This is a genomic window from Hydrogenophaga sp. FW305-3-2-15-A-LB1 (genome assembly GCF_058787875.1).
On sequence record NZ_JBYTAE010000011.1, the window covers coordinates 63,607 to 78,836 of the forward strand.

16 protein-coding genes and 3 pseudogenes are annotated in these 15,230 nt (G+C 60.9%); 15 read left to right on the plus strand and 4 right to left on the minus strand.

All coding sequences use genetic code 11. The annotated features are described in order from the left end of the window. The first annotated feature begins 48 nt into the window (after positions 1-48). The 4 genes from AC3WPZ_RS05275 (at position 49) to AC3WPZ_RS05290 (ending at position 3,656) form a co-directional block, all read left to right on the plus strand. Entirely contained in the window at positions 49-360 is a 312-nt protein-coding gene (locus AC3WPZ_RS05275; RefSeq protein ID WP_492438493.1) for a hypothetical protein, read from the plus strand. 159 nt (positions 361-519) lie between these two features. Further along, positions 520-1,614: a type IV toxin-antitoxin system AbiEi family antitoxin gene (locus tag AC3WPZ_RS05280; protein ID WP_492438495.1), complete on the plus strand. Its 1,095-nt coding sequence runs from the start codon at positions 520-522 to the stop codon at positions 1,612-1,614. Then, positions 1,607-2,509 carry a hypothetical protein gene (locus AC3WPZ_RS05285; RefSeq protein WP_492438497.1) on the plus strand — a complete coding sequence of 301 codons (903 nt, stop codon included), beginning with the start codon at positions 1,607-1,609 and terminating at the stop codon, positions 2,507-2,509. The genes AC3WPZ_RS05280 and AC3WPZ_RS05285 overlap by 8 nt, the downstream gene beginning before the upstream one ends. Positions 2,510-2,543: 34 nt before the next feature. Beyond that, entirely contained in the window at positions 2,544-3,656 is a 1,113-nt protein-coding gene (locus AC3WPZ_RS05290) for a hypothetical protein (protein WP_492438499.1), read from the plus strand. 51 nt (positions 3,657-3,707) lie between these two features. On the opposite strand, the gene AC3WPZ_RS05295 is transcribed toward AC3WPZ_RS05290, so the two are convergent. The 3 genes from AC3WPZ_RS05295 to AC3WPZ_RS05305 form a co-directional block, all read right to left on the minus strand. Further along, positions 3,708-4,106: a hypothetical protein gene (locus tag AC3WPZ_RS05295; protein ID WP_492438501.1), complete on the minus strand. Its 399-nt coding sequence runs from the start codon at positions 4,104-4,106 to the stop codon at positions 3,708-3,710. Between the two features lie 132 nt (positions 4,107-4,238). Beyond that, positions 4,239-4,934: a YkgJ family cysteine cluster protein gene (locus AC3WPZ_RS05300; protein WP_492438503.1), complete on the minus strand. Its 696-nt coding sequence runs from the start codon at positions 4,932-4,934 to the stop codon at positions 4,239-4,241. A 1,001-nt stretch (positions 4,935-5,935) separates the two neighbouring features. Next, positions 5,936-6,097: a DUF4113 domain-containing protein gene (locus AC3WPZ_RS05305; protein ID WP_492438515.1), complete on the minus strand. Its 162-nt coding sequence runs from the start codon at positions 6,095-6,097 to the stop codon at positions 5,936-5,938. A gap of 287 nt (positions 6,098-6,384) precedes the next feature. On the opposite strand from AC3WPZ_RS05305, the pseudogene AC3WPZ_RS05310 reads away from it, so the two are divergent. Beyond that, positions 6,385-6,510: pseudogene (locus tag AC3WPZ_RS05310) on the plus strand (hypothetical protein); the annotation flags it as partial. Positions 6,511-6,604: 94 nt separating this feature from the next. Further along, a pseudogene (locus AC3WPZ_RS05315) lies at positions 6,605-6,745 on the plus strand (IS66 family transposase); the annotation flags it as partial. A 60-nt stretch (positions 6,746-6,805) separates the two neighbouring features. Here AC3WPZ_RS05315 and merR read toward each other — a convergent pair. Continuing rightward, positions 6,806-7,240 carry a mercury resistance transcriptional regulator MerR gene (gene merR / locus AC3WPZ_RS05320; protein ID WP_492438505.1) on the minus strand — a complete coding sequence of 145 codons (435 nt, stop codon included), beginning with the start codon at positions 7,238-7,240 and terminating at the stop codon, positions 6,806-6,808. Positions 7,241-7,311: 71 nt separating this feature from the next. On the opposite strand from merR, the gene merT reads away from it, so the two are divergent. The 9 genes and pseudogenes from merT to AC3WPZ_RS05365 form a co-directional block, all read left to right on the plus strand. Next, positions 7,312-7,662, plus strand: coding sequence for a mercuric ion transporter MerT (gene merT, locus AC3WPZ_RS05325; protein WP_492438507.1), 351 nt, complete (start codon positions 7,312-7,314; stop codon positions 7,660-7,662). A gap of 15 nt (positions 7,663-7,677) precedes the next feature. Further along, the gene (gene merP, locus AC3WPZ_RS05330) at positions 7,678-7,953 is read left to right on the plus strand and encodes a mercury resistance system periplasmic binding protein MerP (RefSeq protein WP_024552204.1); all 276 of its coding nucleotides are present in this window, start codon (positions 7,678-7,680) and stop codon (positions 7,951-7,953) included. A gap of 27 nt (positions 7,954-7,980) precedes the next feature. After that, positions 7,981-8,403, plus strand: a complete 423-nt coding sequence (gene merC / locus AC3WPZ_RS05335) for an organomercurial transporter MerC (RefSeq protein WP_492438510.1) — start codon at positions 7,981-7,983, stop codon at positions 8,401-8,403. A 41-nt stretch (positions 8,404-8,444) separates the two neighbouring features. Beyond that, positions 8,445-10,130, plus strand: a complete 1,686-nt coding sequence (gene merA / locus AC3WPZ_RS05340) for a mercury(II) reductase (RefSeq protein ID WP_062372597.1) — start codon at positions 8,445-8,447, stop codon at positions 10,128-10,130. Positions 10,131-10,147: 17 nt separating this feature from the next. Further along, positions 10,148-10,498 (plus strand): mercury resistance co-regulator MerD, encoded by a 351-nt coding sequence (gene merD, locus AC3WPZ_RS05345; RefSeq protein WP_054641810.1) that lies wholly within the window; start codon positions 10,148-10,150, stop codon positions 10,496-10,498. Between the two features lie 2 nt (positions 10,499-10,500). Next, a complete protein-coding gene (merE, locus tag AC3WPZ_RS05350; RefSeq protein WP_054641809.1) occupies positions 10,501-10,737 on the plus strand; it encodes a broad-spectrum mercury transporter MerE in 237 nt (78 codons plus the stop codon). Then, a complete protein-coding gene (locus AC3WPZ_RS05355; RefSeq protein WP_062372599.1) occupies positions 10,734-11,720 on the plus strand; it encodes a DUF3330 domain-containing protein in 987 nt (328 codons plus the stop codon). Before merE ends, AC3WPZ_RS05355 begins: the two co-directional genes overlap by 4 nt. A 129-nt stretch (positions 11,721-11,849) precedes the next feature. Continuing rightward, positions 11,850-12,410 carry a recombinase family protein gene (locus AC3WPZ_RS05360; protein ID WP_492438513.1) on the plus strand — a complete coding sequence of 187 codons (561 nt, stop codon included), beginning with the start codon at positions 11,850-11,852 and terminating at the stop codon, positions 12,408-12,410. A gap of 2 nt (positions 12,411-12,412) precedes the next feature. After that, positions 12,413-15,190, plus strand: a pseudogene (locus AC3WPZ_RS05365) (Tn3 family transposase); the annotation flags it as partial. Between the last annotated feature and the right edge of the window lie 40 nt (positions 15,191-15,230).

Sequence of the window (15,230 nt, forward strand, 5' to 3'; positions counted from 1 at the left end):
CCCTTCCGCTTTCGCCTCACGGCCCCAGCATTTCGTAAAGGAACTTCCATGGCATCCGAACTGAACCCCCCGCCGTTGCGAGTCGTTGATCGCGATCTACTGCGCGAAAAGTTCGCGGCCATCGAAGCGAGGCAGGCGGTACTCACAGAACACGGGCAAAAGCTATTGGCCCGCATTCGCCCAAGTTCCAAGTACCACGGGCAGGGTGAAGAGGGCGCACTGTTCGCAGTCTGCATCGGCCCCAGCGGGGACTACAGCGTGTTCGGCGGACCTGGTGGTCAATATCGCCTGTCGGATGTCGACCTTTTTGCCGTCCTTGACGAGACCAGGCCTCCGACTCAGATCACATTCGAGCCCTGAAACGCCGCCTTTTGTATGCCAAACAGTTCCTGGGGCGATGACGGAGCGCCTGGCATGGCGAGTGTTGCTCACTTCATACGCTGTACAGCGTATTTGCGCTTTTGGGGATATCATATTCTCAAAAGCCATCATACGCTGTGCAGCATATAAACCCACTTAGTGATCATGCATCCTGAGCGACGCCTCACCGAGAAGCTCCTGACCGAGTTCACGTCCGTCCTGCGCGATCGACTCAATATCGATGGTATTGATGCGGAGCATGAACCACGTTTCGGTACCGGCGCCGCAGACTTGGTCTTGAGCATCCCCGTTGATGACGAGCGCATCAAAGTAGTGGTGGAAGTCAAAAGGAACGCGTTCCCCCGGGACATCGAGTGGGCGCGGGTGCAACTGGAAGGGCTGGCGCGAGAGGACAGGACCATTGATCAAAAAATGGTCTGGGCCGAGTCGCTGAGCGAAGGAGCGCGAAAGTCTCTGGAGGACTTGGGCATCGGCTACTTCGACGCCAGTGGAAGCATCAGTCTTAAGCTGCATAACCACCACATCCTCATCGACAGGCCCCCGATCAAGCCGCTTTGGCGTGAGGTCGGCACCATCTTTACCCCTGAGCGCGAGAGAGTTTTGCATGCCCTGCTGTTGGGGTGGGATAGCTGGCGCACCGGCGTTGACCTGGCCAAAGTATCCGGTGCGAGCCCCAATACCGTCTCCGTCCTCCTGCGCGAGCTGGAGAAACGCGGCATGGTGCAAAGTGAAGGGAGCGGTCGCAACGTCCGTCGCCAGTTGGTCCAGCCTGAGGCACTTCTTGATGCATGGGCAAACCACTGGGCAGAGGGCAAGCGGCGCAAGACGCGCTGGTTCGCTTTCGCCCAAAACCCTGCGAACTTGGCGTTGCGCTTGGCTGGGCAATTGCTACGAGATCCGGATGAGTGGGCCTTCACCGGCCAGTATGCGGCCAACTGCGTGACACCTCTTCTGACGGCGGTCAACGGTTTCGACATCATCGTCCCCGTGGGTATGGCCGAGGCCTTCGCCGAGGATCTTGAGCTGAAAAGAGCCGACAAGGGGTTCAACGTCACTCTCCACGAATGCGAAAACTTTGCCTTGCAGCATCGAATCCAGCTGCCCGATCGACATGGTTGGTTTGCCAGCCCCGTGATCCAGTACCTGGAGCTGGCCAACGAAGGTGGGCGCAGCAAGGAACTGGCGAATGAGCTGAAGAACAGTTGGATCGTGAAGGGCGGGAACCATGGCTGATATCAAACCGGCGACCGCCGCGGGCTACTCGCGTGAGGTCACTGACGCCTGTGAGCAGGCCTTGGTCACTGTGCTGCAGTGCATGGGCACTCTCAAGGAAACGGTGCGCCTGGTTGGGGGCCTCGTGCCGAGATACTTGACCCCGGAGCGGGAGCCTGACGTGCCCGCGCATGCCGGCACCTCCGATCTTGACTTGGTGATCGATCTGGCAGTAATTGCCGCCGGCGAGGACTACGCACCAATTTCAGTTCGCCTCAAGGAACGTGGTTTCACGAAAATGAAGCTGGAGAAGGGCGGCGTCTCATCGTGGCAGTGGGTGGCCAGGACGCAGGAAACGATTGCCGTTCGCGTGGAATTTCTTTGTGATGCCTCTGAAAACGAGGTTCAAGGTCTTAAGTCTTTGGGCGCGGAGTCAATCTCCGTCCTGGCCATGCCGCACATGTCGATCGCGCAGACCCAGTACGAGACGAAGGAAATAAAAGCGTCTCTCCTCGACGGCAAGGGTGTAGCCGTGGAGCGCGTGCACTACGCCAACCACCTCGCCTTTGTAGTGCTCAAGGCAATCGCCTTTGATCAGCGTGGTGCGAACAAGGATGTTGGGGACCTTATTCATGTGCTGATGTACGGGCCGGAATTGGAAGAAGCTGCACGCCTGTTCGCAGAAGCATATGACCAGGGTTCGCACCGCGCCTCGCTGGAGAAGGCCTTGGACTGTCTGCGCCGTGGATTCTGCAGTCATGCCGATACCGATGGCTATCTGATGAAGGGCTCGACCGCGTATGGGGCGTTTCACCAACCAGATGATGCAGATGCTCGCGTTGAACTTCAGCGTCAAGCAAGTGCGCTGGTTTCTCAGTACCTTGAGCGGATCGACCAAGCGCTTCACAAGGACTGATCCCTGTGCGTCGACAACTAGACAGGAGAGCCGGATGAAGACGTCCATGGTGTATGAGATCGAAGTGCCCGGCCTTGCCGTTGCCGTGTCGAACTGCTTGCCAGACGAGTCTCACAAGGCATTGGTTCAATGCTTGCGGAGCTTTGAGCAGCTTTCAAGCGCCAAGCTGGTCACATCACGCGGCGGCGATGGCAGTCATTACCTTGCACGTCGAAAGGTGTTGACTCGCGATGGCGTTCTGGTGCGCGACGACCACAAGGAATGGGTCGCGGAGCAGCTGCTGCTGGATGGCGGTGATGCCGGCAAAACCTACAAGCGGCTTCGGGACCAAGGCTTTCTCTTGAGCAAATGCGAGCTCACAACGCTGTACCTGGTGCAAGACAAGCGAACGGAGAACCATGCTGAATTTGTCCAGGTGTCGATCAGGCAGGAGGACGAGTTCATAGACGCTCGCGCTTTCGACAAATACTCCTGGTCCGTGCCGAAGACATTGCAGGATCTGATCCATGAACTGGAAGGAGAAACGCTACCAGCTGAGGAACGTCGACGGATCCGGCCACCCACTTACCAGTTGGACGCGGTCGTTGATGTCGATGCATTCGTTGCCGAGACAGAAAAGATCGATGCAGGGCAACGGGCCAAGGTGCGTAGCTTCATCTATACAGTATCCGATGCATCCCCGGATCGGGCGAGTGCCGCAACGAGCGCAACGCATGACGAGCTGTTCCCGGGCTGGGATAGCCAGCCGCACAAGTCCCGGCGCTTCTTCAATGACTGGGAGATGTCCAGTGCCGGTCGTAGCGGAGCAAGGCTGTGCGATCACTGGGTCGTGCAGCTTTCCGATTGGACGGATCCCAAGAGTGGCACGCGCTACCTAAGTCTCGTGCCGATGTGGTCCTTCGCACAAAAGCTCGCAGAGGTGGAGCCGAGTAAGGGTGACACCTACGCCCACTTCGGCAAGTTGCAGACGCTGGATCGACGAGTCAAAGTACCTTTTGGCTGGTATTTCTACATGCTGCACGGCAATCGCGTGCACGACGGCTCAGCGAAACGTGTGCTTGCGGACGCTGAATCAGGCCTGATCGTTCTTTCCGAACATGACTATCGAGTGCTGAAGGCTTGGCGTCAGCATCCTTACGGTTTCTAGGTACTTGGCTCAACCCGACTGGCATGGCCACGTGAGCGTGTATTCGCAGCCTCAAGCTTCCATGGACACCCAAGTCGACGTACGCGCATGTTCGGCGAAGGACCTCTTCGTCGGCCCCTTCTTTTGCTTGCGAGTCCAGATCTCGCCGGAAGGCAATTTGTAGGTTGCTCCAACTCTCGGCCTAGCACCAATGCTGTCAAGGTCCAACGGAGATTTCTTGGCTCCCCGCAGCTGGGAACCTGATTTGGTGAAGACCTCCGCCAGGGTCTCTTCGGCTTCTGCCGCCTTCATCATCATGAGCAGATGAACGACAGCGTCTTTCTTGGTCTTTCCCATGCGGGGGAGCTTCTCGGCGAGGAAGTTCATTGTCGACTCAAACTCTTTGGTCGACAGCTCACGAGCTTGAGCGAAAAGTGCTTCGGCACGTTCGCGAAGCTCTACGGAGCTCACATTTTGAAGAATCAATCTGGGTCACTGTAGATGAGGGCTGTTGGGTTGCGAATGCAGAACGAGTGAAGCACGTAGGTTATCTCACTCGCGACTTGGAGCCCTGCCGCTTTCTGCCGCTTCGCCTAGTCAGGACTAGCGGTTTGCATCTGCAGGAAACCACTGACGGATGTCAGCCCAAGCTCTTGAGTCTTGTTCGATCATGACACTGACCATGGCGAACTGCCGTGTGTCTGCGTATGGAACCGGGATCGCTTGACCGGGGACGAGTTGGCACAGAAGATCATCGACATCTACGTTGAAATGCGTTCGACAGACTGCAGGCCGGTGGTTTCTGATGCTGCAGGTGCTGTCCTTGAGGAACGTGCATGGCGCGTCGTAACCCATCGTGGATAGCTCGTGATGATCCTGCAAGGGTAGGGGAGAGCGGCCAATTGCTTTCCCAATCGCGCGTGCTTCGGTCGCGGAAATTTTGATCGGAATGTGGCAGCAATGACTGCAACCGGCGCGACAGGCTGCAACTGGTTCTATAGCCGCTGCAAAGGCATCAGCTGCTCTATGCAGCCACAACACTTTCTTCGGCTTGGTCGATGCCTGAACGGAGGCGTTCAGGAGTCGCGTGACGTCATCTCTGGCCCGTCCTGGGACTTTTGCCATGGCGGCTTCGGCGGTTGCAGCGACGCCCTCAAGCCGATCGTTGACTTCGTCTGGAAAGTCCTCGCTTGCGTTGAGAGCAACACCCTCGACAAACGATCGCAGTGCATCAGCGATGCGGGTTTCAAGAGTGCCTTCGCCATCGACGGTGGGAGAGGGTAGGGTGTCCATCTTCATCCCCCGATCTTTTCACGATTCGTTTGACTTTCCAGTGGCACAGAGTGTCGCTACGAGCAAGAGCCGGTTGTAGGGAGTGGGCTGATTTTATGTGGCAAGTTTCCTACCCAGGTTGCAAGTATCGCGAACTCGTCTCCCTCGGCCGCAAGGTGCCGCACGGCATACTTAGCGGATGACGCAACCGATTGACCCTCAGCACGCCGAAAGCTTGGCCCTACTCCAGCAGGTCGCCGAATACCTGGGCAGACTTCCGCTCGTTCCAACGACCCACGAGCTCTGCCGACGCATCAAGGAGCATCTCGAGACCCCTGACAACTTGGTGACCAGGCGCGCGTATAAAACAGCAGGCCTTGAGTTCACTGGCGGTTCGTACACGGTTGCTGGGTTTCCACTGATCGAAGTGCACGTAGTGGTCCCAGCGAGCGTCTGCATCAGGAGCGCAATACCTGAGGAGCCCAGGTTTCAGGACCAGCACGAAGAACAGCTGCTCAACCTTCTCTACGGAGACGGCATAGTTCTGGCGCTATCCCCAGTGGAATGACTCATATCGGCGCAAACACACCTATGCGAATCCCAAGCCCCGCACTGGCCCACAAAATTGCGAATGCACGTGCTGCCGCTCCGGCTGATCTGCCTCTAGTACGGCATTGCGCTCATGTTGTGCTGGCATGGGCGAAAGAAAGCGAAGAGCGACAGGGAGCGATCGCTGGTTGAAGGCTGCTCACCGGCCCAACCGGTCGCTTGTCACGGCCCTGCAGCTCCTATCAGGCGGGCTTGGGCTGTTCGCCGCCGAGTGTTGAGATGGTCATGAGCGTGTTGCGCTGTATCACGCGTACCTGTTGGCCAAGGTCTCTTGCGGTCGGGCTGTGTTGGGAACAGGCAGACCGCCGACGTCGCTAGAGGTAGAGGCGCTTCGCAGGCTTGCGACCGAGCAAGCAGACCGATGTTGATCTGAACTTCCCCGGACCGATTTGCGTCAAGCCATTGCGACTGGGGTGTCCTCAAATCGCGTGGTGTACTGCGGAGTGCACCGTTCCCTTGCCAAAGCGCCCATTGATCGCATCCATTGCCTCAATGAGGCGGGCGCGCTCCCCTTTGCGCGCTGGGCTCGGTCGGTGCCTCGAAATCCCGGCTGCCCTGGTGCATCGACGCTGGCAGAAGATCTACAAGGATCACACCAGCTTTGCTAAAACGATAGCCAGGCGCGTACATGCATCGCATGCCGTCAAGCCGCTGCCTGCACCGGTGTGAGAGTGTCTGCGGTGGGCTTCGAAAGCTGCACGTCTTCTGAACGCACTGCTCTCGGTCAATTCCGGGCGGCTCCGATGGCATAGTAGAGGGCGTGCCGAACACCGCCAACGCGCCCCACACCGTCGACTCGCTGCTGCGTGTCGTAGAGGCTCGTGACACCGAGGTCACCCTGCTCAAGCTGCTCGTCGACAAGCTCAAGGTGCAGTTTTTGCGCCAGGTCCGCGCCCGCTTCGGCGCCTCCAGCGAACAGCTGGACGACCCGCAGCTCGCGTTGATCGCAGACTTGCCGATGCACGAGCTTGCGCCGGTCACGCAGACGCCGAAGACGCAAGCGGCCAACAGCGAAGGCATCTACCGCAGCCTGCCCGCGCACTTGCCTCGGGAGAACCATGTGTACCAGCCCGAGGCGTCGGATGCACGACGCGATGCTGCAGGCCAGGCCAGCGGCTGCAGCGCCTGTGGCGGCCGGCCCCGGGCTGCTGGCCCACGTGCTGGTCGCCAAGTACTGTGATCACCAGCCGCTCTACCGCCAGAGCCGCATCTATGCCCGCGAGGGCGTCCTGATCGGGGTCGTCTCAGAAAACGGAATTTAAAGCACGCTAAGGCGTAGCTACCATCGGCTATTCCGCGTCGGTACTGCGCGGTTCTTTCTCCCCTTGCAGCGACGCAATCAGCGGACAGGAAACGTTCCCTTGCCGCGCATGGCAGGCGCACACAAGCTCGGATAGCACGGTTTCCATGCGCGCCAGGTCGGCCATCTTCTCTCGCACATCCTGAAGTTTGTGCTCGGCCAGGCTGCTGGCCTCCTCGCAGTGGGTGCCATCGTCCAGCCGCAGCAGCTCGGCAATCTCGTCCAGGCTGAAGCCCAGTCGCTGGGCCGATTTCACGAACCGAACCCGCGTTACATCCGCCTCGCCATAGCGGCGAATGCTGCCATAGGGCTTGTCCGGCTCGGGCAACAAGCCCTTGCGCTGATAGAACCGGATCGTTTCCACGTTGACCCCAGCCGCCCTGGCAAAAACGCCAATGGTCAAATTCTCCAAATTGCTTTCCATTTCGCTTGACTCCGTACATAACTACGGAAGTAAGCTTAACCTATCCAATTTAGATTCGAAAGGACAAGTGCATGTCTGAACCACAAAACGGGCGCGGCGCGCTATTCGCCGGCGGGCTGGCCGCTATCCTCGCCTCCACTTGCTGCCTCGGGCCGCTGGTTCTTGTCGCTCTGGGCTTCAGCGGTGCCTGGATCGGCAACTTGACCGCGCTCGAACCGTTTCGGCCGATCTTCATCGGCGCGGCACTGGTGGCGATGTTCTTCGCCTGGCGGCGCATCTACCGGCAGGCGGCCGCTTGCAAGCCGGGCGAGGTCTGTGCGATTCCCCAGGTGCGAGCCACCTACAAGCTCATTTTCTGGGTGGTGGCCGTACTGGTTCTGGTCGCGCTCGGATTTCCCTACGTCATGCCATTTTTCTATTAATCACAGGAGTTCACCATGAAAAAACTGTTTGCCTCCCTCGCCCTCGCTGCCGTTGTCGCCCCCGTATGGGCCGCCACTCAGACAGTCACGCTGTCCGTACCGGGCATGACCTGTTCCGCCTGCCCGATCACCGTCAAGAAGGCGATTTCCAAGGTCGAAGGCGTCAGCAAAGTTGACGTGACCTTCGAGACACGCGAAGCGGTCGTCACCTTCGATGATGCCAAGACCAGCGTGCAGAAGCTGACTAAGGCAACCGGAGACGCGGGCTATCCGTCCAGCGTCAAGCAGTGAGCCACTGAACCCGAACCTGGGGCGATCATGGGACTGATCACACGCATTGCCGACAAGGCTGGCGCGCTTGGCAGCGTTGTTTCCGCGATGGGCTGTGCCGCCTGTTTTCCGGCCATCGCCAGCTTAGGCGCGGCCATCGGGCTGGGCTTTCTCCAGGAATACGAAGGGTTGTTCATCTCCAAGCTGCTGCCGCTGTTCGCAGTCGTGGCCTTGCTGGCGAATGCGCTGGGCTGGCTGAGTCATCGGCAATGGCACCGCAGCCTGCTCGGCATGATCGGGCCAGCCATCGTGTTCGCTGGGACGGTCTGGTTGCTTGGTAACTGGTGGACGGCGAGCCTGGTCTATGTCGGCTTGGCGTTCATGGTCAGGGTGTCTATTTGGGATTTTGTCTCGCCTGCGAACCGCCGCTGCGGCCCGGATGGCTGCGAACTACCACTGAAACACGGCTGATGGTCTAAGCCGTCGCCCACACGAAAAATAGGAGTTGTTGCATGACCCATCTAAAAATCACCGGCATGACCTGCGACTCGTGCGCGGTGCATGTCAAGGAAGCGCTGGAAAAAGTGCCCGGCGTGCAGTCGGCGTTGGTGTCCTATCCGAAGGGAACGGCGCAACTCGCCACCCTGTCGGGCACGTCACCGGATGCGCTGACCGCCGCCGTAGCAGGAATTGGCTACCGGGCCACGCTTGCCGATGCCCCGCCCACTTCGACGCCCGGCGGGTTGCTAGGCAAGATGCGCGAGTGGCTGGGCAGCGACGACAAGGCGAACGGCGATGACAATGCACTGCATGTCGCAGTGATCGGTAGCGGCGGGGCCGCAATGGCGGCGGCGCTGAAGGCCGTTGAACAAGGCGCGCACGTGACCCTGATCGAGCGCGGCACCATCGGCGGCACCTGCGTCAATGTGGGCTGCGTGCCGTCCAAAATCATGATTCGCGCCGCCCACATCGCCCATCTGCGCAGGGAAAGCCCGTTCGATGGCGGCATCGCCGCCACACCTCCGGCGATCCTGCGCGAGCGGCTGCTGGCCCAGCAGCAGGCCCGCGTCGATGAACTCCGTCATGCCAAGTACGAGGGCATCCTGGACGGCAACCCGGCCATCACCGTGCTGCGCGGCGAAGCCCGCTTCAAGGACGGCCAGAACCTGACCGTGCGCTTGGATCAAGGCGGCGAACGTGAAGTGGCGTTCGACCGTTGTCTGGTGGCGACTGGCGCCAATCCGGCCATTCCGCCGATTCCCGGCTTGAAGGATACGCCTTACTGGACTTCTACCGAGGCGCTGGTCAGCGACACGATTCCTGAACGGCTGGCCGTGATTGGCTCGTCGGTGGTCGCGCTGGAACTGGCGCAAGCCTTCGCCCGGTTCGGCAGCAAGGTGACGATTCTGGCGCGCAGCACACTGTTTTTCCGGGAAGACCCGGCCATCGGCGAAGCCATCACGGCGGCGTTCCGCGCCGAGGGCATTGAGGTGCTGGAGCACACGCAGGCCAGCCAGGTCGCGCATGAGGACGGCGAGTTCGTGTTGACCACCGCGCACGGCATCGTTGCTGCCGACAAGCTGCTAATCGCCACCGGCCGGACACCGAATACGCGCAGCTTGGCGCTGGACGCGACGGGAGTCACAGTCAATGCGCAAGGGGCCATTGTTATCGACAAGGGCATGCGCACGAGTAGCCCGAACATCTACGCGGCCGGCGACTGCACTGATCAGCCTCAGTTCGTCTATGTGGCGGCAGCGGCCGGCACCCGTGCCGCGATCAATATGACCGGCGGCGACGCGGCCCTCGACCTGACGGCGATGCCGGCGGTCGTATTCACCGATCCGCAAGTGGCGACCGTGGGCTACAGCGAAGCGGAAGCACACCATGACGGCATCGAGACCGACAGCCGACTGCTCACGCTGGATAACGTGCCGCGTGCGCTCGCCAACTTCGACATGCGCGGCTTCATCAAGCTGGTGGCCGACGCCGGCAGCGGGCGCTTGATCGGCGTGCAGGCGGTCGCGCCGGAAGCCGGCGAGCTGATCCAGACGGCGGCCCTGGCAATTCGTAACCGCATGACGGTGCAGGAACTGGCCGACCAGTTGTTCCCCTATCTGACGATGGTCGAGGGATTGAAGCTCGCGGCGCAAACGTTTAACAAGGACGTGAAGCAGCTTTCTTGCTGCGCCGGGTGAGGAAAAGGAGGTGTTCAATGAACGCCTACACGGTGTCCCGACTGGCTGACGATGCCGGCGTGAGCGTGCATGTCGTGCGCGACTACATCGTGCGTGGACTGTTACGGCCGGTGGCGCGTACCGCCGGCGGTTACGGCTTATTCGATGCGGAGGTGTTGCAGCGGTTGTGCTTCGTGCGGGCTGCCTTGGAGGCCGGTGTCGGCCTGGACCTGCTGACGCGCTTGTGTCACGCCCTGGACGCTTCAGACGGCGACGAGGCAGCGGCACGCCTGGCCGACCTGTGCCAGCTCGTCGAACACCGACGCCGGGCGCTGGCGCACCTGGAAGCGCAGTTGACCGCATTGACGCACGAAACATCGGAGATATAGCCATGAACAGCCCGGAGCACGTCCCATCTGAGACACACAAGCCTTTTGCCGGCTACCTGTGGGGCGCGCTGGCGGTGCTCACCTGCCCCTGCCATTTGCCGATTCTTGCCGCTGTGCTCGCCGGTACGACAGCCGGCGCGTTCATCGGGGTGCATTGGGGCGTCGCAGCCGTTGTGCTGACCGGTTTGTTCGTCCTGTCTGTGGCACGGCTGCTGCGCGCCTTCAAGGGAAGATCATGATCGCTTCCCAGCTCATTGAATGGACAGTGACGCAACTGTCACACGCGGTCGAGCGCGGGCAGCTTGATCTGTACTACCAGCCGATTGTCGATCTGCGTAGCGACCAGATTACCGGCGCGGAGGCGCTGTTACGCTGGCGGCACCCGAGCTTGGGGCTGCTGCCACCTGGCCAGTTCATACCGCTGGCCGAGTCGTCCGGTCTGATGCCGGAAATCGGCGCGTGGGTGCTGGGCGAAGCCTGCCGTCAGATGCACGAGTGGCAGGCTCTGGGCTGGCAACCGTTCCGGCTGGCTGTCAATGTTTCGGCGAGCCAGGTAGGGCCGGAGTTCGATGCACAGCTTAAGCGGGTACTGGCTGATACGAATTTACCGGCCGAACGTTTGGAAATTGAGCTGACCGAATCGGTCGCGTTCGGCGATCCGGCTCTGTTCGTCACGTTCGATGCCCTGCGCGCCATCGGCGTACGCTTCGCGGCCGACGACTTCGGCACGGGCTATTCCTGCCTGCAACACCTGAAATGCTGCCCGATTACCACGCTCAAGATCGACCAATCGTTTGTCGCGGGAATCGTGAATGACGCCCGTGACCAGACCATAGTTCGGGCAGTGATCCAGCTCGCGCACGGGCTGGGTATGAGCGTGGTAGCCGAGGGAGCAGAAACGCCGGCCAGTCTCGCGCAGTTGCGGCAAGCGGACTGCGACGCGGTGCAGGGCTTTCTGTTCTCCAAGCCTATGCCGGCGGCGGCATTCGCCGCCTTTGTCAAGCAATGGAGGGGTGCCACCATGAACGTCAACGAACCGACCACCAGTTGCTGCGTGTGCTGCAAGGAAATTCCGCTCGACGCCGCCTTCACCCCGGAAGGGGCCGAATATGTCGAGCATTTCTGCGGACTGGAGTGCTATCAGCGTTTTCAGGCCCGCAGCAAGGCCGTGACGGAAACCAGCGCCGATCCGAACGTCTGCGAGTTGCCGCCGTCAGGATGAGCTATACCCTATCCTGATGTCAGGAGAGGCCGCCCAGCAACGTCAGAATAGAGTTAACTTTTGTGTTTCTTGACACCTGCGGCGAAAGGTCATAGATTTCTTCCTGACACTTTCGTATTTGGAGGCATCTTGCAGGGTCAACGCATCGGCTACATCCGGGTCAGCAGCTTCGACCAGAACCCAGAACGGCAACTGGAGCATGTCGAAGTCGGCAGGGTGTTCACCGACAAGGCGTCGGGCAAGGACACCCAGCGGCCCGAGCTTGATTCACTGCTGGCCTTCGTGCGCGAAGGCGACACCGTGGTGGTTCACAGCATGGATCGCTTGGCGCGCAACCTCGATGACTTACGCCGCCTCGTGCAAAAGCTGACCAAGCGCGGTGTGCGCATCGAGTTTGTCAAGGAGAGCCTGACCTTCACCGGCGAGGATTCGCCGATGGCGAACCTGATGCTGTCGGTCATGGGGGCGTTCGCCGAATTCGAGCGAGCCTTGATCCGCGAGCGGCAGAGGGAAGGCATCGCGCTCGCCAGACAGCGCGGAGCCTACCGGGGCCGCAAGAAAGCGCTGTCGCCCGAACAGGTAGCCGATCTGCGGCAGCGGGCCGCCGCCGGCGAACAAAAAGCGAAGCTGGCACGTGAATTTGGCGTCAGCCGGGAGACCCTGTATCAATACTTGAGATTGGATCAATAGATATGCCTCGTCGTTCCATACTGTCCGCCGCCGAGCGGGAAAGCCTGCTGGCGTTGCCGGACACCAAAGACGACCTAATTCGACATTACACGTTCAGCGATACCGATCTCTCCATCATCCGGCAGCGGCGCGGGCCAGCCAACCGGCTGGGCTTCGCGGTGCAGCTTTGTTACCTGCGCTTTCCCGGCATCATCCTCGGCGTCGATCAGCCGCCGTTCCCGCCCTTACTGAAACTGGTCGCCAACCAGCTCAGGGTCGGCATCGAAAGTTGGGACGAGTACGGGCAGCGGGAGCAGACTCGGCGCGAGCACCTGGTCGAATTGCAAACCGTGTTCGGCTTCCAGCCCTTCACGATGAGCCACTACCGGCAGGCTGTGCATATGCTGACCGAGCTGGCCATGCAGACCGACAAAGGCGTCGTGCTGGCCGATGCCTTGGTCGAACATCTGCGGCGGCAGTCCATCATTCTGCCCGCGCTCAATGCCATCGAGCGCGCCAGCGCCGAGGCCATCACTCGCGCCAACCGGCGCATCTACGAAGCCCTGTCCGAACCGTTGTCGAACACGCATCGGCATCGCCTCGACGACCTGCTGAAACGCCGCGACAACGGCAAGACGACCTGGCTGGCCTGGCTGCGTCAGTCGCCCGCCAAGCCGAACTCGCGGCACATGCTCGAACACATCGAACGCCTCAAAGCCTGGCACGCGCTTGACCTGCCCACCGGCATCGAGCGGCTGGTGCACCAGAACCGGCTGCTCAAGATCGCCCGCGAGGGCGGCCAGATGACGCCCGCCGACCTAGCCAAGTTCGAGCCGCAACGGCGCTACGCCACCCTCGTCGCGCTGTCCATCGAGGGCATGGCCACCGTCACCGACGAAATCATCGACCTGCACGACCGCATTTTGGGCAAGCTGTTCAACGCCGCCAAGAACAAGCATCAGCAGCAGTTTCAGGCGTCCGGCAAAGCCATCAACGCCAAGGTGCGCCTGTACGGCCGCATCGGCCAGGCGCTGATCGACGCCAAGCAATCGGGCCGCGATCCGTTCGCCGCCATTGAGGCAGTCATGTCCTGGGATGCCTTCGCCGAGAGCGTCACCGAAGCGCAGAAGCTCGCGCAGCCCGATGACTTCGATTTCCTGCACCGTATCGGCGAGAGCTACGCCACCTTGCGCCGCTACGCGCCGGAATTCCTCGACGTGCTCAAACTGCGTGCAGCGCCCGCCGCCAAGGACGTGCTCGATGCCATCGAGGTGCTGCGCGGCATGAACACCGATAACGCCCGCAAGGTGCCAACCGATGCCCCGACCGGCTTCATCAAGCCGCGCTGGCAGAAGCTGGTGATGACCGACGCCGGTATCGACCGGCGCTACTACGAACTGTGCGCCCTGTCGGAGCTGAAGAACTCGCTGCGCTCGGGCGACATCTGGGTGCAGGGGTCGCGCCAGTTCAAGGACTTTGAGGACTACCTGGTTCCGCCCGAGAAGTTCGCCAGCCTCAAGCGGTCCAGCGAATTGCCGCTGGCCGTGGCCACCGATTGCGACCAGTACTTGAGCGAGCGCTTGGAGCTGCTGGAAGCGCAGCTCGCCACGGTCAACCGGATGGCGGCGGCCAACGATCTGCCGGATGCCATCATCACCGAGTCGGGCCTGAAGATCACGCCGCTGGATGCGGCGGTGCCCGACACCGCGCAGGCGTTGATCGACCAGACGGCCATGATCCTGCCGCACGTCAAGATCACCGAACTGTTACTCGAAGTCGATGAGTGGACGGGCTTCACCCGGCACTTCACGCACCTGAAGTCGGGCGACCTTGCCAAGGACAAGAACCTGCTGCTGACCACCATCCTGGCCGACGCGATCAACCTCGGCCTGACCAAGATGGCCGAGTCCTGCCCCGGCATGACCTACGCCAAGCTCGCCTGGCTGCAAGCCTGGCATACCCGCGACGAAACCTACTCGACGGCGCTGGCTGAATTGGTGAACACCCAATTTCGACATCCCTTCGCCGAGCACTGGGGCGACGGCACTACGTCATCGTCGGACGGCCAGAACTTCCGAACCGGGAGCAAGGCCGAGAGTACCGGCCACATCAACCCGAAATATGGCAGCAGCCCTGGGCGAACCTTCTACACCCACATTTCCGACCAGTACGCGCCGTTTCACACCAAGGTGGTCAATGTCGGCGTGCGCGACTCGACCTATGTGCTCGACGGCCTGCTGTACCACGAGTCTGACCTGCGCATCGAGGAGCACTACACCGATACGGCAGGATTCACCGATCATGTGTTTGGCCTGATGCACCTGCTGGGCTTCCGCTTTGCGCCGCGCATCCGCGACCTGGGCGACACCAAGCTGTTCATCCCCAAGGGCGATACTGCCTACAACGCGCTCAAGCCGATGATTAGCAGCGACAGACTGAACATCAAGCAGATACGCGCCCATTGGGACGAAATTCTGCGGCTGGCCACGTCGATCAAGCAGGGCACGGTGACGGCCTCGCTGATGCTGCGCAAGCTCGGCAGCTACCCGCGCCAGAACGGTCTGGCCGTGGCGCTGCGAGAGCTGGGCCGCATCGAACGCACGTTGTTCATCCTGGATTGGCTGCAAAGCGTGGAACTGCGCCGCCGCGTGCATGCCGGGTTGAACAAGGGCGAAGCCCGCAACGCGCTGGCCCGCGCCGTGTTCTTCAACCGCCTTGGCGAAATCCGCGACCGCAGTTTCGAGCGGCAGCGCTACCGAGCTAGGGAAGGTCTGCACAACCTCCGCTGTGCCTGCGTGATGTGAGACATTGACGACATGAAACAAATGAGCCTTGGCGAGA